At 42.9% G+C, this 21,900-nt stretch carries 19 protein-coding genes; 8 read left to right on the top strand and 11 right to left on the bottom strand.

What is annotated here, in order from left to right:
• The first annotated feature begins 35 nt into the window (after positions 1 to 35).
• Complete coding sequence (locus EGM47_RS01890; protein ID WP_124979070.1) at positions 36 to 578, top strand: putative colanic acid biosynthesis acetyltransferase; 543 nt, start codon at positions 36 to 38, stop codon at positions 576 to 578.
• A 14-nt stretch (positions 579 to 592) separates the two neighbouring features.
• On the opposite strand, the gene EGM47_RS01885 is transcribed toward EGM47_RS01890, so the two are convergent.
• Positions 593 to 1,522 carry an SGNH/GDSL hydrolase family protein gene (locus EGM47_RS01885; RefSeq protein ID WP_164510804.1) on the bottom strand — a complete coding sequence of 310 codons (930 nt, stop codon included), beginning with the start codon at positions 1,520 to 1,522 and terminating at the stop codon, positions 593 to 595.
• Between the two features lie 120 nt (positions 1,523 to 1,642).
• Here EGM47_RS01885 and EGM47_RS01880 point away from each other — a divergent pair, with 120 nt between their 5' ends.
• The 3 genes from EGM47_RS01880 to EGM47_RS01870 all read left to right on the top strand — a co-directional run bounded on the left by EGM47_RS01880 (position 1,643) and on the right by EGM47_RS01870 (position 4,848).
• A complete protein-coding gene (locus EGM47_RS01880; protein WP_164510803.1) occupies positions 1,643 to 2,866 on the top strand; it encodes a WcaI family glycosyltransferase in 1,224 nt (407 codons plus the stop codon).
• 70 nt (positions 2,867 to 2,936) lie between these two features.
• Positions 2,937 to 3,905 carry a tryptophan--tRNA ligase gene (trpS, locus tag EGM47_RS01875; RefSeq protein ID WP_124979068.1) on the top strand — a complete coding sequence of 323 codons (969 nt, stop codon included), beginning with the start codon at positions 2,937 to 2,939 and terminating at the stop codon, positions 3,903 to 3,905.
• 316 nt (positions 3,906 to 4,221) lie between these two features.
• Positions 4,222 to 4,848 (top strand): tetratricopeptide repeat protein, encoded by a 627-nt coding sequence (locus EGM47_RS01870; protein WP_124979067.1) that lies wholly within the window; start codon positions 4,222 to 4,224, stop codon positions 4,846 to 4,848.
• A 31-nt stretch (positions 4,849 to 4,879) separates the two neighbouring features.
• Here EGM47_RS01870 and EGM47_RS01865 read toward each other — a convergent pair whose 3' ends face one another.
• A complete protein-coding gene (locus EGM47_RS01865) occupies positions 4,880 to 5,563 on the bottom strand; it encodes a hypothetical protein (RefSeq protein WP_124979066.1) in 684 nt (227 codons plus the stop codon).
• 262 nt (positions 5,564 to 5,825) lie between these two features.
• Here EGM47_RS01865 and EGM47_RS01860 point away from each other — a divergent pair, with 262 nt between their 5' ends.
• Both EGM47_RS01860 and EGM47_RS01855 read left to right on the top strand, forming a co-directional pair.
• Positions 5,826 to 11,339, top strand: a complete 5,514-nt coding sequence (locus EGM47_RS01860) for an alpha-2-macroglobulin family protein (protein ID WP_164510802.1) — start codon at positions 5,826 to 5,828, stop codon at positions 11,337 to 11,339.
• Positions 11,340 to 11,437: 98 nt separating this feature from the next.
• Positions 11,438 to 11,968, top strand: coding sequence for a GRAM domain-containing protein (locus EGM47_RS01855; RefSeq protein ID WP_124979065.1), 531 nt, complete (start codon positions 11,438 to 11,440; stop codon positions 11,966 to 11,968).
• Here the strand turns inward: EGM47_RS01855 and EGM47_RS01850 are convergent.
• The 3 genes from EGM47_RS01850 to EGM47_RS01840 are packed head-to-tail and all read right to left on the bottom strand — an operon-like array spanning position 11,954 to position 14,530.
• Positions 11,954 to 12,982 carry a glycosyltransferase family 9 protein gene (locus EGM47_RS01850; protein WP_124979064.1) on the bottom strand — a complete coding sequence of 343 codons (1,029 nt, stop codon included), beginning with the start codon at positions 12,980 to 12,982 and terminating at the stop codon, positions 11,954 to 11,956. The two genes, EGM47_RS01855 and EGM47_RS01850, sit on opposite strands and share 15 nt — an antisense overlap.
• A gap of 1 nt (position 12,983) precedes the next feature.
• Positions 12,984 to 13,592, bottom strand: a complete 609-nt coding sequence (locus tag EGM47_RS01845) for a DUF4254 domain-containing protein (protein WP_124979063.1) — start codon at positions 13,590 to 13,592, stop codon at positions 12,984 to 12,986.
• A 41-nt stretch (positions 13,593 to 13,633) separates the two neighbouring features.
• Complete coding sequence (locus EGM47_RS01840) at positions 13,634 to 14,530, bottom strand: DUF6427 family protein (RefSeq protein WP_124979062.1); 897 nt, start codon at positions 14,528 to 14,530, stop codon at positions 13,634 to 13,636.
• Positions 14,531 to 14,575: 45 nt separating this feature from the next.
• Here EGM47_RS01840 and EGM47_RS01835 point away from each other — a divergent pair, with 45 nt between their 5' ends.
• Positions 14,576 to 14,800: a DUF6341 family protein gene (locus tag EGM47_RS01835; protein ID WP_124979061.1), complete on the top strand. Its 225-nt coding sequence runs from the start codon at positions 14,576 to 14,578 to the stop codon at positions 14,798 to 14,800.
• On the opposite strand, the gene purD is transcribed toward EGM47_RS01835, so the two are convergent.
• A complete protein-coding gene (gene purD, locus EGM47_RS01830) occupies positions 14,797 to 16,065 on the bottom strand; it encodes a phosphoribosylamine--glycine ligase (protein ID WP_124979060.1) in 1,269 nt (422 codons plus the stop codon). The two genes, EGM47_RS01835 and purD, sit on opposite strands and share 4 nt — an antisense overlap.
• A 61-nt stretch (positions 16,066 to 16,126) precedes the next feature.
• On the opposite strand from purD, the gene EGM47_RS01825 reads away from it, so the two are divergent.
• Positions 16,127 to 17,428, top strand: a complete 1,302-nt coding sequence (locus EGM47_RS01825) for a phenylacetate--CoA ligase family protein (RefSeq protein WP_124979059.1) — start codon at positions 16,127 to 16,129, stop codon at positions 17,426 to 17,428.
• Here EGM47_RS01825 and EGM47_RS01820 read toward each other — a convergent pair.
• From EGM47_RS01820 to EGM47_RS01800, 5 genes are read right to left on the bottom strand one after another with little or no spacing between them, the layout of a single operon-like run.
• On the bottom strand, positions 17,425 to 18,210 hold the full coding sequence (locus EGM47_RS01820; RefSeq protein ID WP_124979058.1) for a glycosyltransferase family 2 protein: 786 nt from the start codon (positions 18,208 to 18,210) through the stop codon (positions 17,425 to 17,427). The two genes, EGM47_RS01825 and EGM47_RS01820, sit on opposite strands and share 4 nt — an antisense overlap.
• Entirely contained in the window at positions 18,211 to 19,602 is a 1,392-nt protein-coding gene (locus EGM47_RS01815; RefSeq protein WP_240642081.1) for an undecaprenyl-phosphate glucose phosphotransferase, read from the bottom strand.
• Positions 19,565 to 20,554 (bottom strand): UDP-glucuronic acid decarboxylase family protein, encoded by a 990-nt coding sequence (locus EGM47_RS01810; RefSeq protein ID WP_124979057.1) that lies wholly within the window; start codon positions 20,552 to 20,554, stop codon positions 19,565 to 19,567. Before EGM47_RS01810 ends, EGM47_RS01815 begins: the two co-directional genes overlap by 38 nt.
• 39 nt (positions 20,555 to 20,593) lie before the next feature.
• Positions 20,594 to 21,241 carry a peptidoglycan DD-metalloendopeptidase family protein gene (locus EGM47_RS01805; RefSeq protein WP_124979056.1) on the bottom strand — a complete coding sequence of 216 codons (648 nt, stop codon included), beginning with the start codon at positions 21,239 to 21,241 and terminating at the stop codon, positions 20,594 to 20,596.
• A gap of 3 nt (positions 21,242 to 21,244) precedes the next feature.
• The gene (locus EGM47_RS01800) at positions 21,245 to 21,898 is read right to left on the bottom strand and encodes a CoA transferase subunit B (protein WP_124979055.1); all 654 of its coding nucleotides are present in this window, start codon (positions 21,896 to 21,898) and stop codon (positions 21,245 to 21,247) included.
• Between the last annotated feature and the right edge of the window lie 2 nt (positions 21,899 to 21,900).

The raw sequence follows: 21,900 nt of genomic DNA, 5'->3' as shown, positions 1-21,900 counted from the left end.
CTGTACAAATAAAAGTAATTTTTAATTTATTGCTAATGCCGTATCAGCAACTGAATCAATTTGAGTTACCACCCAATTTTCGTGGTCGCGGCGCCATTACAGTGCAATTGTGGTGGTTGGTTCAAAGCACGCTATTTGCCTGGTCTCCTCAATTTATGTACGGTTGGCGCAGATTTTTGTTAAGGTCTTTTGGCGCTAGTATTGGTAAAAAGGTCCTATTGCGTCCTTCTGTGCGTACTCAATTTCCCTGGAAAGTGTCTATAGGGGATCATAGCTGGATTGGAGATGATGTGGTTTTATATAGTTTAGGAGAAATTGAAATAGGTGCCCATGTGGTAGTATCCCAAAAATCTTATCTATGCACAGGAACACATGATCCCCAATCCTCAACATTTGATATTTACGCACAAAAAATCACGTTGGAAGATGAATGTTGGATCGCAACGGATGTCTATGTGGCGCCAGGTGTAACTATAGGCAAGGGAACACTTGTCGGTGCGCGTAGTAGTGTTTTCAAGTCGCTTCCGGCAGGCAAAATATGTTTAGGCAGTCCGGCACGAGTCGTAAAGGATCGATAAAAAACCGATTGGAACTACCAGTATCCCAGTTCAACCCCTCTTTCATATCTTATTCTGCCCAACAGTTCATAACCGATCTGGTTGAAATGAATGTGATCTATAAGAAGTGAAGCAGGCGCCAGGTTGTTATTCATCATTTCAAGATCCTCGCTGGTTGGATAACTTCCGTCATCTGGCAATAAGCCTAATTCTATAGCGTCATAAATGGCTTGGGACGACATATATGTCTTAAGGTCAATTAGTTTTCTGCCGTATCTATCCTTTATAGGTTGTATCATGGAGGCGGTGCTACTACCATGCGAGGTAATAATGATGATATTTTGATCGTCTTTGTGTTCTACAAACAAATTAATCTGCTCTAGAAATTCTTCTGGGGAGTCGTAACCTCCATTTTGACCGATAAAAATAGTGGCAACATCGCAGGTTTGTTGGGTCAGAGAGGTAATGATGTCAGAATTAGGCTGTGTAGTAAAATTTGTAGCAACGGTATCCATCCTTTGCAAAAAATACTTGTCTTCTATTCTTGATAATTTACATTTGACTTGATCTATATAACAAGGGTTGATTCCTGCTGACCCTTGTTTTAAAGGGAATACTTCTTCACCATTGAAACGACTATATAGCCCTGAAGGTATCTCAACTTGTGAACCGTCAGCGGGAATTGTAAGAGATTCCTTGACGTACATGGGTATGGCGCCAGATCGTGCAGCTATCGTCAATGTGTTTTCACCGCCCACTCCCATATTGATAACTGTCCACTGATTTCCCAACAAATCCTGTGTCACGGTGGACATGGACACACCATTACCACCTGCGCCATACGTCAGGGAGTCTCCAATGTCAATCAACACTTTATTTGCATCGGAATATTGTTGGGCCCTTGAGCCATCACAAACCGCAAAGACGATAATAAGAAAGTAAAGAAATTTCAAACCTGTTTGCAATCACTGAAATTTTAAATTTAAACGAAATATAAGATTTAAATATATTTGGTTAGCAAGACTTGTCATTGTAGAGCCAGATCCTAATGAATTACTTTTGCACAAAGAAAACACCGGCCAACAATGACATTGGTTAATAAAAAAATCACCTTTATCAGTTTGAATTTCTATCCAGAGGATACGGCCATTGGATTATATTCTACGCAAATGGTAGATCAACTCCTTGATGCTGGGGCTAGTGTCAACGTGGTTACCGCATTCCCCTATTATCCGCAATGGAAAATTGCACAGACCTACCAAAACCATCCCAATTACGTCCAGGACGAGTACAACAACGCTTCTGTTTATCGCTACAAACTTTATGTGCCTAAAAAGCCTACCTTTTTAAAACGTGTGCTGCACATACTCAGCTTTACCAAAGGCAGTTTTTTTAACCTGCGCAAAATCAAGGATGCCGATCTGGTGATATCCATCATTCCGTTTACTACAAGTGCTTGGTTGGCGGGTTACCATGCAAGAAAACACAAAGCCAAAAGTTGGATTCATATCCAGGACTTTGAGTTTGATGCGGCCCTGCAATCCGGTGTTTCAAACGGCGCTAGTAATTTGATATTCAAATTCTTATATAGTTTAGAAACCAGGATTTTAAATAGGGCAAATATTTGCAGCACCATCAGTCATCATATGCTGGCCAAATTAAACACTAAAACAAACAGTCAGAGGATCTACCTCCCCAACTGGATTGATGCCTACCAGATCAATCCTCAAACCGCCAATGTTCATCCCTACCTTGGCGGTGAAAAATTTAAGTTGCTCTACAGCGGAAATATTGGTGACAAGCAGGATTGGGAGTTTTTTATCGCTTTCGCGAAAGCCCTACCCATTCAACATTACGATATAATCATAGTTGGAGCTGGTTCCAAATACCAAGCTTTAAAATCTGGATTAAATCAATCTAACATCCATTTTTATGAACCTGTCCCGTTGGAAGAGTTGTCGGATTTGTTATGCAGCGCAGATGCTCACTTTCTATTCCAAAAAACGAATGTATTGGACACCGTTATGCCGTCAAAATTACTGGGTATGATGGCCAGTGCAAAGCCGTCCCTCATCATGGGCAATAGTAGCAGTGAGGTCAAAACTGTAGTAGAAAAGGCACAAGCAGGAATGTATATGGCTTCCCCTGATCTAGATTTGGCAGTCCGCCAACTTGAGCAATGGCGCTTGCAGCCCAAACTCAGGGAAGAAATTGGAAGCAAGGCACGTGAATACGTTCTCCATCATTACTCCAGAAAGGAAATCCTGGATCGTTGGATCAACCAATTGCATCAACTCCTATCCTCTTAATGATACTCCCTCTGCATAGGAGATGATCATTCAATAAACACTATTTTTGTTTCTCAAAACTCTTTAAGCCATGGCTAGAATACTTACAGGCGTGCAATCCACCGGAACTCCTCATTTAGGAAATCTACTGGGGGCCATTCTTCCGGCAATTGAAATGTCTTCAGATGATAAAAATGATTCCTTTCTTTTTATCGCAGACCTACATTCCCTGACCCAGATCAAGGATGGTCAGCAATTGCGCGAAAACACATATTCTACCGCAGCGGCCTGGTTGGCTTGTGGTCTGGATATCTCAAAAACTGTTTTTTACCGTCAAAGCGATATCCCACAAGTAACCGAATTGAATTGGTACCTGAATTGTTTTTATCCCTACCAGCGCCTTACACTGGCACATAGTTTTAAGGACAAATCAGACCGTTTAGGAGATGTCAACGCCGGACTTTTTACTTACCCCATGCTCATGGCTGCCGATATCCTGCTCTATGACGCCGAGGTAGTTCCTGTTGGAAAGGATCAGGAACAACACCTGGAGATCACCAGAGATGTGGCCGGTAGATTTAACCATCAGATGGGAGCCACCTTTATTGAGCCTCAAGCCAAATTACAAGAAGACTCCATGTTGATCCCAGGAACAGACGGTGAAAAGATGAGCAAGTCCCGAGGTAATATTATCGATATATTCCTGAGCGATAAAAAATTGAGAAAACAATGCATGTCTATTGCGACAGACAGCACACCCATGGAAGATCCCAAAGATCCAGATACCTGTAACGTATTTGCCTTATACCGACTGGTAGCTCCAGAAAATAAGGTGCAGGAAATGCGCAATAACTATGCGGCTGGAAATTATGGGTATGGCCATGCTAAACAAGCTTTGTTTGAAGCGCTGACCACCAGGTTTAAATCGGCCAGGGAGCGTTACAATCATTTGATGGACAATCGTCACGAGCTCGACATGGCGCTGGAGGAAGGAGCTTTCAAGGCCCGCCATATTGCCAATGATGTTCTAAAACGCGTCAGGTCCAAAGTGGGGTATTAATACACTTACTAGCATTTCAATAGCTAAGACCTCGTTTGTTCTGGGCAATTCCCTGGCGCTTGCCAGCGACCGGGCTATCCACTATATCTGCTCTCGCCCCTCAAGCAGGATGCCGTTGCTATCCCTATTGCAGAAAACAAGCAATGGATAATTGAAGGTGAATATAGAGTTAATCCGTATAAAAATTCTTCCTATTTGACTCAATGATGGGTTGGAAAGACAATTCAGTAACCGGTTTTGACAGTTGAGGAATTACTGCTTTCGCGAAAGCGATACCGCCAGTATTATTGTATCACAAATCAATAAGCCTATTACCATGAAAACCTTCACTACCATCATCTTACTTCTTTTAACCTTGAGTCTTTCGGGACAATCTGCCTATGAAAAGGCTATGCAAAAAGGTCTCGAGCTCATCGCTACCGATAAACTCGCGGCATCACAACAATTTGAGCGTATATGCCGCGTGGAAAAAGACAATTGGTTGCCCCCTTACTATGCTGCATTTTGTCAGGTTGAAAGCTCTTGGGGACAATTTTCTAAAGAACAAACCCTGCAATCCATGGAAAAAGCTCAGCAATTTATTGATGAAGCCAGCGTCATATCTCCTGACAACCCAGAAATCATGGTATTACAAGGAATGCTCAATACTTGTTGGATTACTTACGACAGCAAAACTTACGGAATGAAACTTTCGGCTGCCACAACAGCCATCTATGAAAAGGCCTTGGCTATAGATCCAGAAAATCCAAGAGTTGTACTGAATCGGGCCAGATGGTTAATGGGAAGCGCGCGTTTTTTCGGGAAAGATTTTACACCCTACTGCGGTGAGGTAGAAAGGGCCATCACCTTGTTGCAAAAAGAAGAGTCTAGTGGATTTGATCCCAGTTGGGGACTGGAATCTGCCCAGGAAGTACAAAAGGAATGTGAGCAATACAAAAAATAAACGATCCTAAGTATAGGATTCCACTGCAGCATCAATTACCACTAGGGTGCTGCAGTTTTTTTACCAATTCTCGTAGTGTCAATTCATGAATCAGTGTCCCACTGGGAACTGTTATCACCTCAGTCCCGCCTATACTGATTCCCATTACCGAGCCATCATTATCGAACTGTATGTCACTCACATCCGCTTGTTTTTCGATGCGCTTTAAGTCCAAACGTTTTCTAAGCGTGACTTCGTTATTGATGCTTAGGATTTCAAAACCGATATAGTCGATTAAACGATTGGCTCCACTCAAGAACTGTATTCCCAATACACCTAGTGCGATCAAACCTCCATTAACCAAAATCTGGAAAACACTGATATCTGCATCAGCTTGAAAGGTATTGATCAAGGCGAAAATGCCATATATAGAGATAAAACAAAGCACCAGACCAAAGAAAATGGCACAAGCATCTGTAAATATTGACCATCCCGTCCGAGATACCTTTACCGCATCATCTGTTAAATACTCGTACTGAAAACCTAAATTCTTCAGATAAAATAACTCCTTGATTTTATCCTTTTTATTTGAAATACTTTCTTTAAGTGCTGAGGTGTCACATGAAATGGATCTATTCTTCAACGAATTCAGTAAGCTCAACTGTGATTCAAAAGTGAGCCTTTGATGTTTTTCCAGTAGATCAAGCAAAGCTTTATCCGATGTATTTTGATACATTGACAAGAGATTTATAGCGGTGAAGTTACTGAATTAAGCAAAGCAGAAATAAGTTACTGATCAAAAATCTCAACAAGAACTTGTTAAGCGTTAAGGTAGCATCACCGACAGAATGACTGCTGTTAAATCCGATCAATAACAACTTAAATCATCATTTTCACATATTTTTTAATAAATAATCGGTTTTTTTTACTAGAGGCTCTTTAGATTCTATACATTTATCCTTCAATACCTTATCAACCTTTTCCAACCAGAACCAATCATGAAAAGATTTTTTTTATTTCTGTTATCGACCTTACTTTTCATTTCTTGTAACGATGCCACAGATGCCGAGAAGAGACAGGACCAACAGAACGAAATGTTCAAGTTTAGGGCCCATGTCAATCAGGTTTCTGATGATATTTTATCGACTAGGGAGCCGATTGTAATAAGTTTTACTGAGCCAGTACAGGGATGGACAGACGGCAAGGAACTTGATGCTTCACTTATTTCATTTGACCCTGGAGTTAAGGGTACATTAGTGGCTACAGGACCTCAATCGGTAAGCTTTCAGCCAGAAAAACCTCTCCAACAGGATACAGAATACGAGGTAACCTTTGAACTGGGAAAGATCAAGGAAGTCAGCGACGATCTGGAAGAATTCTCATTTTATTTTAAAACCTTGGCGCAGGATTTCATCGTTAGTACGGAACCTGTGGGGGCTTACAGTAGGGATTATCAGTATGTCGAGGGGTCCATACGAACCAGCGACATACTAGAAACTGAAAATGCCCAAAAGATCCTGAGCGCCAATATGGAGGGGAAGCCATTAAATATCAAATTTGATGACAGCACACCGCTCGGAAAGTACTTTTCCTTTAGGATTGATAGTATCAAAAGACCTACGGACGACGCTCAGATCGAGTTGGCCTGGGACGGCGATATCATAGGTGTTGAAGAGAAAGGGGCGAACAACATCATGATTCCAGGTAAGAACAGCTTTTCTGTAACCGATGTCGAATTGGTCAATGGAGAAAGTCAATATATTCTGGTCAACTTCTCAGATCCTTTAAAAAAGAATCAGAACCTGGATGGTCTTGTTCAAATTCAAGGTGTTGACCAACTAAGATTCGAACGCTCCGGGACAGAGTTACGTGTTTATCCATCCATCAAGGTTAACGGGTCTAAAAAAGTTGAAATCTTTGAGGGAATTCAGAACATAGATGGCTACAAACTTAAAAATGCTTATAGCAAATCCATCGCCTTCGAACAAATCGCTCCATCAGTTCTGTTGATTCGGTCTGGAACAATACTTCCTTCTTCCCAGAACTCTAAGATCAATTTTATGGCGGTAAATCTCAATGCGGTAGATGTTTGGGTCTATAAAATTTATGAGAACAATGTATTGCAGTTTCTACAGAACAATAATCTCGACGCCACTGGAAACTTGCGTAATGTTGCACGACCAGTTGGCCGGAAGGTGGTCGACCTGAAAGGACTTGGAACTGACATCAGCCGCTGGAATACCTATTCTGTCGACTTGGCCGAAGTTATCGCGGCCGACCCAGGTGCCATTTATCGTGTAGAACTGAAATATCAATTGGCTTACAGCGCCTATAAATGTGAATATACCGCTGAAAACCAGCCCATAATTGAGGAAGTCAATTTTGACCAATCTGTGGAGTCCAGTAGTTGGGACAATGTGCAGGATTACTATCAAGATGACTATTATGATTATGACTGGAGAGATAGTGACGATCCTTGCTCTCACTCCTTTTATCGCAACAAATCAATGAGCTTCAATATCTTGGCCAGTGATTTAGGAGTTACAGTTAAAAAAGGAAGTGGGAGCGAATATCTTGTTGCCGTAAGCAATTTGATCACTGCAAAGCCGTTGGGCGGCGCTCAAGTGCTTTTTTATAACTTTCAACAACAGGAGATAGCCTCTTCTCGCACAGACACTCAGGGACTGTTGACTATTCAACTGGAGAGCCCTGCTTTTTTTGTAAAGGTTATCTACAAAAATCAGGTTTCCTATATGAGAATGGATGATGGGAATACCTTATCCACCAGCAAATTTCACACCTCAGGGAGAACATTGCAAAAGGGAATCAAGGGGTACATCTATGGCGAGCGTGGCGTCTGGCGTCCCGGAGATCATATTTATCTCACCTTTGTTCTCAATAATGCCGACAATAATTTACCCGCTAAGCACCCGGTCAAACTTGAACTATTTAATCCCAATGGTAAGCTGGTAGTTTCTGAAGTTCAAAAAGCGGGATTAAATAACTTTTACCAGTTTGATCTCAAAACAGACGATACATCCCCTACTGGCAACTGGAACGCTCGAGTGGAAGTAGGCGGTGCAGTCTTTAATAAGACCTTAAAAATTGAAACCATCAAACCGAATCGACTCAAGATCAATTTAGAGGTTAAGAATGATTTGATCAAATCAGGAGAGGACTGGTATGCCGAGATTAAATCCAAGTGGTTGCATGGCGCTACGGCCAAAAACCTAAGAGCGACTACCTCGGTCAAGCTCTATCCAACCACTACCAAATTTGCCAAATACGATAGTTATGTATTTGATGATCCTTCCAGACATTTTGATCTGCAAGAGGAAGAAATCTTTGAGGGTAAACTTGACGATGTGGGTGAGGCACTTGTCGAATTTTATGCTGATATGGATAGTGAGTCCCCCGGAATGCTCAAAGCGAGCTTTCTGACCAAGGTATACGAGAATGGTGGAGATTTTAGTACTAATGTTACTACAAAAAACTATTCTCCCTATAATACATACGTGGGTATCGATGCCCCACCAGGAGACAAGCAGAGGGGAATGTTGCTGACCGATACCGATCATACCTTTGATGTGGTGACCTTGGATCAAGAAGGAAAGGCCAAGTCTGTGGATAATCTTGAAGTGAGCGTATATAAGGTCAATTGGAGGTGGTGGTGGCAAAGCCAGGCGCAAAGTCTATCCAGGTATGAGGCCAGTGAGTACAGAGAAGAGGTTTACAATACAACATTGGATACCGGGTCCAATGGTAAAGCGCAATTTAAATTCAATATCAAATACCCAGAATGGGGGAGATACCTTGTGCGGGTGTACGACCCCGAATCCGGTCATGCTACAGGAAAAATTGTATTCATAGACTGGCCTGGATGGGCTGGAAAAAGCCGAAAAGTTGATCCAGAAATGGCTTCTATGTTAGTTTTTACGGCCGACAAAGAGAAGTATAAAGTAGGTGAGCAGGCCAAGGTAACATTCCCCTCCAGTGCTGGAGGACGCGCATTAATTACCGTAGAAAATGGATCTGAGATCTTAGCTGCCCAGTGGGCTGAAACTTCTAAGGAGAAAACTACGGTAAGCATCCCGTTGGACAATACTTACGTTCCTAATGTATTTATACATATCACCTACCTACAACCACATGCACAAACAGCTAATGACTTGCCTTTGCGCATGTACGGTGTTATTCCATTGTTGGTAGAAAATAAATCTACACACCTAGAGCCTCAAATCAAGATGCCCGATGAATTGGCTCCTAACAGTACTGTAAAAATAACTGTCAGCGAGAAAAACGATAGGCCCATGACCTATACCCTCGCAGTGGTAGATGAAGGCTTATTGGATCTCACCAATTTTAAGACGCCTAACGCATGGGACGACTTTTTTGCTAGAGAAGCATTGGGCGTTAAAACCTGGGATATGTATGATGATGTGATTGGTGCTTATGGAGGCCGTATTGATGCGGCTTTTGCCATTGGTGGTGATGGCAGCGCGGCAGCTTCTAAAGCCAAGAAAGCCAACAGATTTGAACCAATGGTCGTACACATCGGTCCATTTGAACTAGCTGCTGGTGAAAATAAAACACATCAGATTTCAATTCCTCAGTATGTAGGGTCAGTGCGTACCATGGTTGTGGCAGGAAATAACAACAAGGAAGCCTATGGAAATGCAGAGGAAACGACACCAGTTAGAAAACCATTGATGATGCTAGCCTCGCTTCCGCGAAAGCTTTCTCCGGGCGAAACCGTGAAACTTCCAGTAACCGTATTTGCCATGGATAAAAAGGTAAGAAACGTAAGCGTAGAGCTGGCCAATTCCCCCTATTTTGAATTCCAAAATGGGAACAAACAACAACTCAGTTTTACTGAAACCGGAGACCAGATCGCTTACTTTGACCTAAAAGTAAAGAATGCTACTGGGGTAGCTATATTGAAACTGAACGCGAGAGGAAACGGTGAGCAAGCCAGCTTTCAAACTGAAATCGATGTGGTTAATCCGAATCCATTTACCACCATATCAGAAAAAGCTGTCATAAAACCTGGGCAGACTGCTACGATTCCTATTCAGCCTTTTGGCACTCGAGGAAGTAATGCATCAACCATTACATTGTCTAGCTTACCTCCAATGAACCTAGGCAAGCGCTTGAATTATCTGGTACGCTATCCGCATGGCTGTGTGGAACAGACTACCAGTGCTGCCTTCCCTCAATTACATTTAACTAAGGTGGTGGATCTCACCACTAAACAGGAAAAGGATGTAAGTCGTAACGTCAAAGCTGCCATTAAAAAATTAGGTCATTATCAAAAGCCGAATGGCGGATTTTCCTACTGGCCCAGTGGCGGTAGTGTCAATGATTGGGGTACTAGCTATGCAGGACATTTCTTGATCGAGGCAGAGCAAGCCGGATACGTGGTACCTATAGCCTTTAAATCCAATTGGATCCTTTATCAAAAGCGTGCTGCCAAGGAATGGAGATACAATGACCGCAATGATTTATATCAAGCCTACCGTTTGTACACGCTGGCAGTTGCCGGGTCTCCAGACCTTTCTTCAATGAACCGATTGCGTGAGAATAAAGAACTTTCCAATGATAGTAAGATGAGACTTGCCGCTGCATATGCGTTGGTAGGTCAGAAAAAAGCAGCGCAAGAGCTTCTTTCCAAGAGCAATATCAATTTTGCGCCACAAAGCAACGACTATCGTACCTATGGTTCGCCACAGCGCAATAGAGCAATGGCTCTAGAGACTTATACGATCATGGAGCAGTCAGTTAAAGCACGTGAGTTAATGGAAGATTTAGCCAAGAACCTAGAATCAGACCGCTATTACAATACCCAAGCTTTGGCCTATAGCTTAGTTGCGATCGGTAAATATGCTGATTTTGTAGGAGGTGAAGGTGTTGATGCTCACTATACTTTCAATGGTAAGACTCAAACAATAAATACTATAAAGAGCTTGGCAAACAGGGATCTGGACATCAACCATGAACCCAATTCTGTAACAGTTGAAAATACAGGAAAAAACATGCTATTTATCACCAATTCAGTAACAGGTAAACTGCCTGTGGGCAAGGAAAAAGCGACCTCGAGCAAGTTGAAGGCCATAGTGTCTTATACAGATCGAGATGGCAACGAGATTGACGTCACTAAACTCTCTCAAGGCACTGAAGTTATCGTAACAACTACAGTTACCAACGAATCCGGAGCAAACGTTGAGCACATGGCCCTTACACAAATCTTACCATCAGGCTGGGAAATTGTGAATACTAGATTTACGGAATACGGGGAACAGGAGGAGCCCGCTCATGTAAATTATACCGATATCAGAGATGATAGGGTGGATTATTATTTTGATATTGAAGCTTTAGAAAGCAAAACATTCAAAACGGTTATGAATGCCAGCTATCAAGGAAGCTATTACCTGCCAGGAATCCAGTGTGAAGCTATGTATGATAATGATTATCTCGTAAGAAAAGAAGGGCAATGGGTTGAAGTAGTGCGCTAGGAAGCTGGAAGTAGAATTATTTTATACTATGATTATTGGTTTTGAACTTTTGCCTTTGGTTGTATATCTGCTAATTTAGCTGATATAATTAGTAAAACATGCAAAAGTTTTTTACGAGGGAATTTTGGTTGACAGCAGGAATATTTGGCATTTCGATGTTTATCATCATGTGTGTTTTTGTTACACTGAGCGATGGATTCTCTTGGTCCATGATAATCATCATGGCGATCGCCCATATCGGTATTGCCGGCCCTTTGTTTGCTGCTATGATGGTAATTTTTGCCAGATACAGCTTTAAAAAGATCAGTATTGAGATTCCGCCAGGAGAAGAGGTATTGGGAGAATACGGTGCCAATTTAAAAAGAAGCGCCGAAGCTGTGGGTGGTAAAGTTGCATTGACAGACAAGCATCTCATCTTCCAATCTCACCAACTCAATATTCAGTCTGGACCGCAAATTATTGCTCTGGCTGATATCACTCATACTACAACCAAGAACAGTTTTTTTGGATGGGTGCAGAATATAGTGGAAGTGCATACTAAGGAGGCCGTTTTCACCTTTAACATCCAGAATAGGTCAGATTTTTTAACCCAATTAGACGCTCAACAACAGCAATCAACCCTGGAGTAGTTCTTTAACTTTGCTGATGATGCTGTCATTGGAAATACTGTCGGCTGCATTTTCATAACCTGCTATCACCTTGTTGCCAAAAATTGAGGTAGGAACCAATGGATAATTATCAAGGTTTGGAATCAATTGATGGGTTGCAGGTTGGGCATATGGAGCAAACCCTGCATACGGATGGGTATTTCCCCAAATCGTCAATACTGGGACACCATAAAGTGCTGCCAGGTGCCCATTACCGCTGTCCATGGCTATCATTACATCCAGTCTGGACAACAAGGCCAATTCGTTTTCAAAACTGGTAGTGCCTGCAATATTCACCACATTATCCAGGCCTTTGGCCAGCTCTTTTAGTTGAGCTGTTTCTTTTTTCCCACCGCCAAAAAGCAATAAGCAAACATTCTCAAGCTCAACCAGGGCTGTCAATAGCTCGCGTATACGAGTTTGGGTCAATGCTTTGGTCTCATGCGCGGCAAACGGCGCCAATCCTACCCATCTTCTGCCATCACCTGTGGAGAGGATTTTTAATGAATCTGTCATCCTAGGCTTAGGTAGAAATTCGTTGCCTTCTAATTGAACATGATAACCCATTTGGTTGATGGCGTCTAGGTAACGCTCACTGGTGTGTGGCAGTGCCTGAAAAAAATTAGGATCATTGACCAGACGACGTTTTTCTGATCTTCCCTTGTCAATGATACTGACGGGAGCTTTGATCAGATTACGCAGTAATTTAGTACGCAACACATTGTGTAGATCGACTGCCGCATCGGGTTCGAGTAAATTAATTTTTTTGGCCAGCTTATAGAGTCCAAGAATTCCTTTATGTTGCCCTTCTACTTCAGCGGTAAGGAAAGTCAGTCCAGGTACCTGTGATAATATAGGTTGAAATCGCTTTCGCGAAAGCGCTATTAATTCCGTCTCTGGATACTTGCGTTGCAGCGCGAGCAGCACGGGAACACAAAGTGCTACATCTCCCATGGCACTGAGTCTCATCACCAGCAGCCGTTTTGGAATTGCCATTTTATTTGCGTGCCCTGAGCACTGGGTTGAGCTCGTCGTCGTTATACATTTTCATTTGTTTGTACACTTTCATGTACTTGCGTCCCTGTGCGATATCAGCTAATAGCTGGTCCAAAGCCGTCGATAGGTCAATACGTTGCTCGAGCAAGACATCTAGCTTTTTCTGGCAAGCGTTGATATGCTCTTGCGAGGCATCAGTACGCGTAGCCTCTTCATTCATGTGGTATATTTTAAGGGCCAGGATGGAAAGTCTGTCCACGGCCCAGGCAGGACTTTCTGTGTTGATGGTTGCATCATTCTTAACATTTACCTCCTTGTATTTTTCAAGGAAATAGCTGTCAATATATTCAACCATGTCGGTGCGGTCTTGATTACTGGCATCTATCTGGCGTTTCAGTTTTAAAGCAGCCACCGGATCTATATTGGGGTCACGAATAATGTCTTCATAGTGCCATTGTACAGTATCGATCCAGCATTTGCGGTACAGTAAGTGTTCGATCAGTTGTGCATTACGGTCATACGGATTTTCAAAATTCTGGTCCACAGTATTAACCACGTGGTATTTGTCGATAACGGATTGAAAAATGGCATTGGCCTTTTCTGAAAACATAACGTGCTTTTAAAATGCAAATATAGCCATTTCGCCACGGTCTATGACCAAGGCAAGAGGAGTAGCAGTAGCACAATTAGAGGCAACACAAGCAATCCTTCCTTGATCAGCTTAAATTCGGATTTTCGTATTACTCTTCCCAAAAATATACTGGCCGTAGGAAGTAAGAACCAATACACGCCTGTGAGAACAGCAATCACGACGGCTGTGAGCGCGATAATTCCCAACAATGAAAATTTAGACCTGTTGTCTAGAGAGGTTTTGGTGACTTGGAAGAAGAGTCCCAAGGCACTCATACACCCCAGAACGATTAAGCTCAATTGAATCAGCTGCTGTTGGCCATTCTCCCAATCGCTGAAAAAGTAATCCGGTTGAAACCCATTGATGGCAGCTATAGTGAATCCTGTATCGATGAGGTAGTCCAGTGAAAAAGACAAGCACAACACACAAGCGATGGCCAGAAGTGGGGCTATCCAGTAACGATAATTATTGGAGGCATACATCATAATGGCGATATAAATAACCACAAAAAATAAACTCGACCAAGGAAAAAGTAAACCAGCCAATGTTATCCATAGCGAGCTGTCAAAGATCTTTCTCAGTGGTTGCCGGCCACTTCTCAAACTCAAAGTTCGCCGTAAAGCCAATAAGAAAAAGATAAAGGCCAACAAGTGTTTGGAATGTTCCATCATCAGTAAACCCAGTACACTAAGTAGTGCGTACAACCAAAGGACATAGGAATGATTCCCAGTAAGATTGTTTTTTAAGGCGATATATTGTACCAAAGCTACACCCAATAGTACTGCAAATAAACATGCTACGGTTTCTCCATCCAATGGCACAGATTGAAGCGTGACCCAAAACCCCAATAACCCTGCAAGAATAAAGCAGATTAAATAATGGACAGGTTTTCTGGTCTTAAAAAAGCGGGATAGCATAAAGAAATTTACTAATTTTGCAGCTTTAACTAGCAATTTACAACGATGGAGAGTCTTATAGAAGGAATCGCATATTTATTTGAGGAAATACTCATGGTACCATTTGAATGGTTGCGCGAGCTTGAGCTGGAAAGCTGGTGGCTGGCCAATACAGTTACCTGGATCGCCATTCTCGTATTGTGTATCGCCGTTCTATATTGGATGAAACAGTTAAAGGCGTATGATGCCGAGGAGGACAAAACCCAAACTGGGCATTCTTTCCTAGGCTAAAGATCAAAGCCTATATCCCTGCGATAATACATCCTATCAAAATCGATTTGATCGATATTTTGGTAGGATTTTTTTAGTGCTTCCTTGAAATCTTTTCCAAAACTGGTAACAGCGATTACCCGTCCTCCGTTGGTCACTACCTTTCCTCCGTTTAAAGTAGTGCCTGCGTGGAACACGATACTATCTTCCACCTTGTCAAGATCAGTTATTTCCATGCCTTTATCATAAGCTTCTGGATAGCCGCCGGCGACACACATGACTGTCGTTGCACTTCTCGGATCAATTTTCACTTCTTCTTTGTCTAATTCCGCTTTCGCGAAAGCATTGAGATGGGACAATAAGTCGCTGGAAATACGTGGAAGCACCACCTCAGTTTCTGGATCTCCCATGCGTACGTTGTACTCGATCACATACGGTTCTTTGTCCACGATCATGAGTCCGATAAACACAAAACCGCGATACACGATATCCTCAGATTCAAGACCAGCAATGGTGGGCTGGATGATGCGTTGCTCGACTTTTTGCATCAAAACCTCGTCTGCAAAAGGAACAGGGGAAATAGCTCCCATACCTCCTGTATTCAAACCAGTGTCTCCTTCACCAATACGTTTGTAATCCTTGGCAGTAGGTAAAACCTTGTAAGACCTTCCATCGGTCATCACAAATACACTCATTTCAATACCATCCAGAAATTCTTCAATCACAACTTTGTTGGAAGCCGCGCCAAATTTTCCTCCAACCAGCATTTCTTCCAAAGATTCCTTGGCTTCTTCGGTTTCATTAATGATTAATACCCCTTTTCCTCCAGCAAGACCGTCTGCTTTGAGTACATAAGGGGGGTTGAGCTCTTCTATAAAGGCCATACCTTCTTTGAGTTCGTCTTTGGTAAAACTCTTATAAGCCGCGGTAGGAATTCCGTGGCGGTTCATAAACTCTTTGGCAAATTCTTTGGAGCCTTCTAACACTGCGCCTTGCTGCGAAGGGCCTATCAGGTTGATGTGTTGCAATTCTTCTCGCTGGAAAAAGTCGTAAATGCCCAGAACCAGTGGGGCCTCAGGACCTACTACTACCATATTGATCTCATGCTCCAATACCCAGGCAGCCAGCGCCTCAAAGTCAGTGATGGACAAATCCACATTTGTTGCTACGCTTGAGGTCCCGGCATTGCCAGGAGCCACAAACAATTTTTTTAACAATGGGCTTTTTGAAATGGATAGGGCAAAAGCGTGCTCACGGCCGCCACTTCCCAAGATAAGGACATTCATAAGTGGTGTTTGAATTGCAAAAATAAGTTTTACCTTGCTGGAACCAGACCCCAAATGTCATATGCCGCTAAAACTTTTTGACAACATATTAAAACTAAAGGGTTTTCCCATTCAAAGCGCCAAAGAGCAATATGATCAGTTGCTGCAATCCTCGTCAGCTGATCAACAAGAGTTGCGCTGGGATATCCTGCAGCACCATCTCACCTATAATCGGTTTTACAATGGCTTGGTAAAAGATAAAAAAGTCGACTGGCATGAATTGCCCATTTTGACCAAGCGCGACTTGCAACAACCACTTCACCAGCGATTGAGCGACGGATACACGGTTAGGAATATATTTAAAGGAAAAACCAGTGGTTCAAGCGGGCACCCTTTCATTTTTGGTAAGGATAAGCATGCACATGCACTGACCTGGGCCGCGTTTCATCACGCTTATTCCCAACATGGTATTGATCTGAACAGCTCATTACAAGCCAGATTTTATGGGATTCCCCTGAGTGGTAAAGGACGGTATTTAGAGCTTTTTAAAGATTTTGTCAGCTATAGAAAAAGATTTCCCATTTTTAATCTCAACGAAGAGGTGTTGGATGGCTTTTTAGATCGTTTCCGGAAAGATAGCTTTGACTACATCAATGGATACACCAGCAGTATATTATTATTGGCTAAACACTGTCGGAGCCGAAATCTGGTGCTCAAAGACATCTGTCCCAGCCTGAATTTATGTATTGTCACCAGTGAAATGCTATTTGCCGAGGATCGCCAATTAATGCAAGAACATCTGGGTGTGCCGGTGATCAACGAATACGGTGCCAGTGAAGTGGGTTTGATCGCTATGGAAGACCCACGAGGGAACATGTGCATTAATGAAAGCCAACTTTTTCTGGAGATAGTGGACAACCTGGGGAATCCGGTGGAAGAAGGTAGTACAGGACGAGTATTGGTTACCGACTTGTTTAATAAAGCCCACCCTATTATCAGATACGAAATTGGAGATATGGCGGCTATCACCACCCAAGAAGATCAGTCTGTACTCAAGGATTTGCAGGGTCGTACCAGTGATATTGCTAGGCTTCCCAGCGGGAAAGTGGTGCCAGGTCTTACTTTTTACTATGTGACCAAAACCATCATCAATGACGCCGCAGATATCCTGGAGTTTGTGGTGGTGCAAAAGCAGCATGACCATTTTGAGTTTAGTTATGTGGGAACCAGCGAATTGCCCAGCGCCATGAAATCCAAAATCAAAACTGCGATGGATCAATATCTAGAACCTGGTCTTAAAGCGAGTTTTCGACGTCTGTCCTCCATGGATCGCAGTACCAGAGGCAAGCTTAAACAATTCACCTCAGAGGTTGGGCCGTCCTAATTTTGGTCGTCAATCTTTTGTTTGAATCTTCCTTTGACAAAAAATTGCTCGTAAAAAAACACCAGCATAAACAACGTACTTTTGAACCAGTGGTATCCCAGGTGATGTCGATACACGGCATAATTATATGGGATCAAAGCCCACTTATTGGACGATAAGCCATTTCCCTGACGATAGGAAGCAATTGGCTCTTGGACTCCGATCGCAAAACCAGCCTTTTTCATCACATCCAGCCACATGGCCCAGTCCTGCCTTTTTCTCAACAATGGCATTTCTACTTTGCCGATACTGGACGCTTTATAGATACCTGTCAGGTGACCAATATAATTGGCTCTTAACAACTGAGGGAAAGTCAATTTCTCTCTGACCAGATGTACTTCTTTGGGCCGGTCTGGATCCTGACTAAAAATTTCGTAGGCACCATAACAGAAGTCTGCTTGATGTTTTTCCATGGCTTTGAGTTGAAGAGTCAGTTTATGGGGTTTCCAGAGATCGTCTGCATCCAAAAAGGCAATGTACTTACCTGTTGCCCTTTCGATACCTTTGTTGCGCGTCGATCCCGCACCCATGTTAGTATCATTTTTCAATGGGATGAATTCCAGTTCTTTTTCCTGAAATTTGTTGGAGTACGCTTTCGCGAAAGCGTAGCTGTCATCCTGACTGCAATCATCTATTGTAATGACTTGAATGGGCCGATGGGTCTGGGCCACGATGCTGTCCAGAGCTGCCTGAATGGTGCCCCTGCTGTTATAGCTGGGTAGGATGACCGATACCAGATTCATTTAATAGGCTTTGTCTTCTCCCAGGAATACATTAGCTACTGTTTTAAAAATAATACCCAGATCCATGGCAATACTCCAATTCTCGATATAATAAATGTCGTTGCGCACTCTTCCTTTAATATCTTCTTCAGTTTCTACCTCACCGCGGTAGCCGCTTACCTGCGCTAACCCAGTGATGCCTGGTTTAACAAAGTGTCGCACCATAAACTTATCGATACGCTCTGCATACATATGTGTATGGCTAACCATATGCGGTCTGGGACCTACAACACTCATTTCTCCCTTCAGAACATTAAAAAACTGCGGTAACTCGTCGATACTGGTCTTGCGCAGGAACTTGCCGATTTTCGTAATGCGCAAATCACCTCGAGTGACTTGATGGAGGTGGGCATTTTTATTGGGGACCATCGAGCGAAACTTATAGCAAGTAAACTCTTGATAATCAAGACCATTTCGTGATTGTTTAAAAAATACGGGTCCTTTGGACTCCATTTTAATAATCAGTGCAATAATGGGGGTAAGCCAAGAAAGTACGCCAATGATCACCAGCAACGAGAATACGATATCAAAACTGCGCTTGGCAAATTTGTTCACCATATCGTCCAGTGGAATTTCCCTAAGGGAAATAACAGGAGTGAGTCCGTAAAAGTCGTAATGTAACTGTTTGGAAAGAACGTCTTCGGTGTCAGGAATAAATTTTAGGGTGCGCAGGTTGTTGTCGGCAAAATCGGTTAGCTCAAGTAATTGTTCATTGGTCAGTTCTTGAATGGAACAATAGATTTCATCAATTTTATTGTCTAATACATATTCCTGGAAGGATTTAATATTGTGGTTGCCGGCCGCTATATCAGCCAGCAATCGGGGTCGGTAACCGTAGTCTGGATGTTTTTCAAAAAAAGAAAATAGCCTTTGGGTCTCTGCGTTTTTACCCAGGATCGCCACATTTCTGAAATTCCCACCAAACACACTTCGGTAGTTTTTCATGATAAAAAACAAGGCTATTTTGAAGGTAGATATAGAGAGTATGGTAGCTCCCAGGTAATGCAGGATAAAACTAGATTCTGCATTAATTTCATAATAATATCCAAAAAAGGCAAACACCACAAAAGCAAAAAACACACCTTGCTTTAATAATTTCCCCAGCAAACTGGTCAATTTTGTCGTGCGTCCAACCCGGTAAAATTCTAGCTGCATGGACACGATCACCCAACAGATCCCTATGAAAATCCCGTAGGTGAGGAGATCAAAATTGCCATCAAAAAAATAGGAAGCGGCCAGTAGGATCAACAACAGATCCACCACATAGGAAATAGGTCTGATAAATCCAGAATACCTCCCGTTGCGATAGGCAATACTATCTTCTGATATGTTTGGTAAAGTCCTTGTGGTCACGTTTGTTCAGCTCTTCTTTTGAAAGGGATTTAAAGTATTCAAAGGTACGTCGCATACCTTCTTCACGGCTTACCTTGGGTTCCCAGTCCAACAGCTTTTTGGCGAGGCTGATGTCCGGTTTTCGCTTCATAGGATCATCTTGCGGCAGATCTTTAAAGATAAGCTTTTGGTCTGTTCCGGTAAGTGAGATAATTTCCTGAGCAAAGTCGGCAATCGATATTTCATTGGGGTTTCCGATATTCACTGGCTCTGGATAGTCGCTGAGCAGCAATCTGTAAATCCCTTCGACCTGGTCGTCAACATAACAAAAGGACCTGGTTTGGGAACCGTCCCCAAATATGGTGATGTCTTCTCCTCTCAGGGCCTGGCCCATAAATGCTGGAATCACCCTACCGTCATTCAGTCTCATACGAGGTCCATAAGTATTGAATATCCTGACGATACGTGTTTCCAAGCCGTGAAATCTATGGTAGGCCATGGTCATGGATTCCTGAAATCGTTTGGCCTCGTCATATACACCGCGTGGGCCGATCGTATTCACATTGCCGTAATAATCCTCGCTTTGAGGGTGCACCTGTGGATCACCGTAAACCTCACTGGTAGAGGCGATGAGGAGTCTGGCTTTTTTATTCATTGCAAGTCCTAGCAGGTTGTGGGTTCCCAGGGAACCTACTTTCAGCGTTTGGATCGGAATCTTGAGATAATCAATTGGGCTGGCTGGACTGGCAAAATGCAAGATGTAATCGAGATCTCCGGCTACATGCACATAATTGGAAACATCATGGTGATAGAATTCAAAATCCTCCAACTGGAACAAGTGCTCGATGTTTTTGAGGTCACCAGTAATTAAGTTGTCCATGGCGACCACGCGGTAGCCTTCGTTGATAAATCGGTCACATAGATGTGATCCCAGAAAACCGGCTGCTCCGGTAATTAACACACGTTTTTTCATCAGGAAATGATCTGTGGCCAAAGATAACCAAAATGACCACTAGCCATGATCTGGAAACAAAAAGTGGAGGGGATCCAGGACCAGACCTTTGTAGAATCTTAATTCGGAAGCAGCCGCTACACCAGGAAAATCACCATGATATTCCAGCATATCTGTCATTACCTGAAAATGAAGGTGAGGAGAATAACCACCATTTTCTTCCGCTGTTCCCAGATGTGCGATAATATCGCTTTCGCGAAAGCTAGCACCTACTTCCCAGCTTGAAAGGTCTTTTTTGCTTAAATGACCATACAAACTATAAAGAGGTTGGCCTCGCCAATTGTGTTTCAGGATCAAGGTAGGACCGTAATTGCCTGGGTCATTATTGTCCGCAAAGCTGTGAATTTCACCATCCATTAAAGCATGTACTGTTGTTCCCGCCGGTGCCCACAGGTCAAGTCCCAGATGTGTATCTCTCACCAAACCCTCTTGGAATCTAGCTGACTGGCGGTAGAGGGCTCGTTGCTCCAGATAGCCACCATAGGCTACAAAACTTCCGGTTTCCTGTCGTTTACGTTGAAGATAAGCATCAAAAACATCAATATTGCCTACATCACATTCATCCCAATACGGATTGTTTACAGAAAGGTCAATGGGGAAATAATCTTCGCTCTGGTATTGGGGATCAATTAATGGTGTAATCGCCATCTACTAAAAATTCATTTCAGGGATTTCCCCTTCCACGATCAAGGTGCCTTCTGTAGCAGCTTTGATATCTTCTACGCTCACACCAGGTGCGCGCTCTAATAATTTGAATCCGCGGTCAGTAATCTCTAGAACCGCCATATTGGTTACAACTTTGGTAATACAGTTCACACCAGTCAGAGGTAGGGTGCATTGTTTGAGTAGCTTGGAGGCTCCGGCGCGATTGGTATGCATCATGGCAACGATGATGTTTTCTGCACTGGCTACCAGGTCCATTGCGCCACCCATCCCTTTGACCATTTTTCCAGGTATTTTCCAATTGGCGATATCTCCATTTTCAGCAACTTCCATGGCGCCCAAAATGGTGAGATCTACATGTTGCCCCCTGATCATACCGAAACTGGTAGCGCTGTCAAAAAAACTGGCACCAGGTAAGGTAGTAATGGTCTGCTTTCCGGCATTGATAATATCTGGATCCTCTTCTCCTTCAAAAGGAAAAGGCCCCATGCCCAGAACGCCATTTTCTGATTGGAATTCCACGTCTATACCTTCCGGTACATAATTGGCTACCAGTGTCGGGATACCAATACCCAAATTGACATAGTAACCATCTTTGACTTCTTTTGATATTCTTTGTGCGATTTGTTCTTTAGTCAACATGT

This window comes from Nonlabens xiamenensis (assembly GCF_003865345.1).
Lineage (GTDB): Bacteria > Bacteroidota > Bacteroidia > Flavobacteriales > Flavobacteriaceae > Nonlabens > Nonlabens xiamenensis.
The sequence above is the reverse complement of the archived record's forward strand: the minus strand, read 5'-3'. Positions and strand labels throughout refer to the sequence as shown.

Excerpts from the sequence above, each read along its gene's own strand:
- EGM47_RS01890 (WP_124979070.1), top strand. The coding sequence starts at position 36 with ATGCCGTATCAGCAACTGAATCAATTTGAGTTACCACCCAATTTTCGT.
- EGM47_RS01880 (WP_164510803.1), top strand. The coding sequence starts at position 1,643 with ATGACATTGGTTAATAAAAAAATCACCTTTATCAGTTTGAATTTCTAT.
- trpS (WP_124979068.1), top strand. The coding sequence starts at position 2,937 with ATGGCTAGAATACTTACAGGCGTGCAATCCACCGGAACTCCTCATTTA.
- EGM47_RS01870 (WP_124979067.1), top strand. The coding sequence starts at position 4,222 with ATGAAAACCTTCACTACCATCATCTTACTTCTTTTAACCTTGAGTCTT.
- EGM47_RS01865 (WP_124979066.1), bottom strand. The coding sequence starts at position 5,563 with ATGTATCAAAATACATCGGATAAAGCTTTGCTTGATCTACTGGAAAAA.
- EGM47_RS01860 (WP_164510802.1), top strand. The coding sequence starts at position 5,826 with ATGAAAAGATTTTTTTTATTTCTGTTATCGACCTTACTTTTCATTTCT.
- EGM47_RS01855 (WP_124979065.1), top strand. The coding sequence starts at position 11,438 with ATGCAAAAGTTTTTTACGAGGGAATTTTGGTTGACAGCAGGAATATTT.
- EGM47_RS01850 (WP_124979064.1), bottom strand. The coding sequence starts at position 12,982 with ATGGCAATTCCAAAACGGCTGCTGGTGATGAGACTCAGTGCCATGGGA.
- EGM47_RS01845 (WP_124979063.1), bottom strand. The coding sequence starts at position 13,592 with ATGTTTTCAGAAAAGGCCAATGCCATTTTTCAATCCGTTATCGACAAA.
- EGM47_RS01840 (WP_124979062.1), bottom strand. The coding sequence starts at position 14,530 with ATGCTATCCCGCTTTTTTAAGACCAGAAAACCTGTCCATTATTTAATC.
- EGM47_RS01835 (WP_124979061.1), top strand. The coding sequence starts at position 14,576 with ATGGAGAGTCTTATAGAAGGAATCGCATATTTATTTGAGGAAATACTC.
- purD (WP_124979060.1), bottom strand. The coding sequence starts at position 16,065 with ATGAATGTCCTTATCTTGGGAAGTGGCGGCCGTGAGCACGCTTTTGCC.
- EGM47_RS01825 (WP_124979059.1), top strand. The coding sequence starts at position 16,127 with ATGCCGCTAAAACTTTTTGACAACATATTAAAACTAAAGGGTTTTCCC.
- EGM47_RS01820 (WP_124979058.1), bottom strand. The coding sequence starts at position 18,210 with ATGAATCTGGTATCGGTCATCCTACCCAGCTATAACAGCAGGGGCACC.
- EGM47_RS01810 (WP_124979057.1), bottom strand. The coding sequence starts at position 20,554 with ATGAAAAAACGTGTGTTAATTACCGGAGCAGCCGGTTTTCTGGGATCA.
- EGM47_RS01805 (WP_124979056.1), bottom strand. The coding sequence starts at position 21,241 with ATGGCGATTACACCATTAATTGATCCCCAATACCAGAGCGAAGATTAT.
- EGM47_RS01800 (WP_124979055.1), bottom strand. The coding sequence starts at position 21,898 with ATGTTGACTAAAGAACAAATCGCACAAAGAATATCAAAAGAAGTCAAA.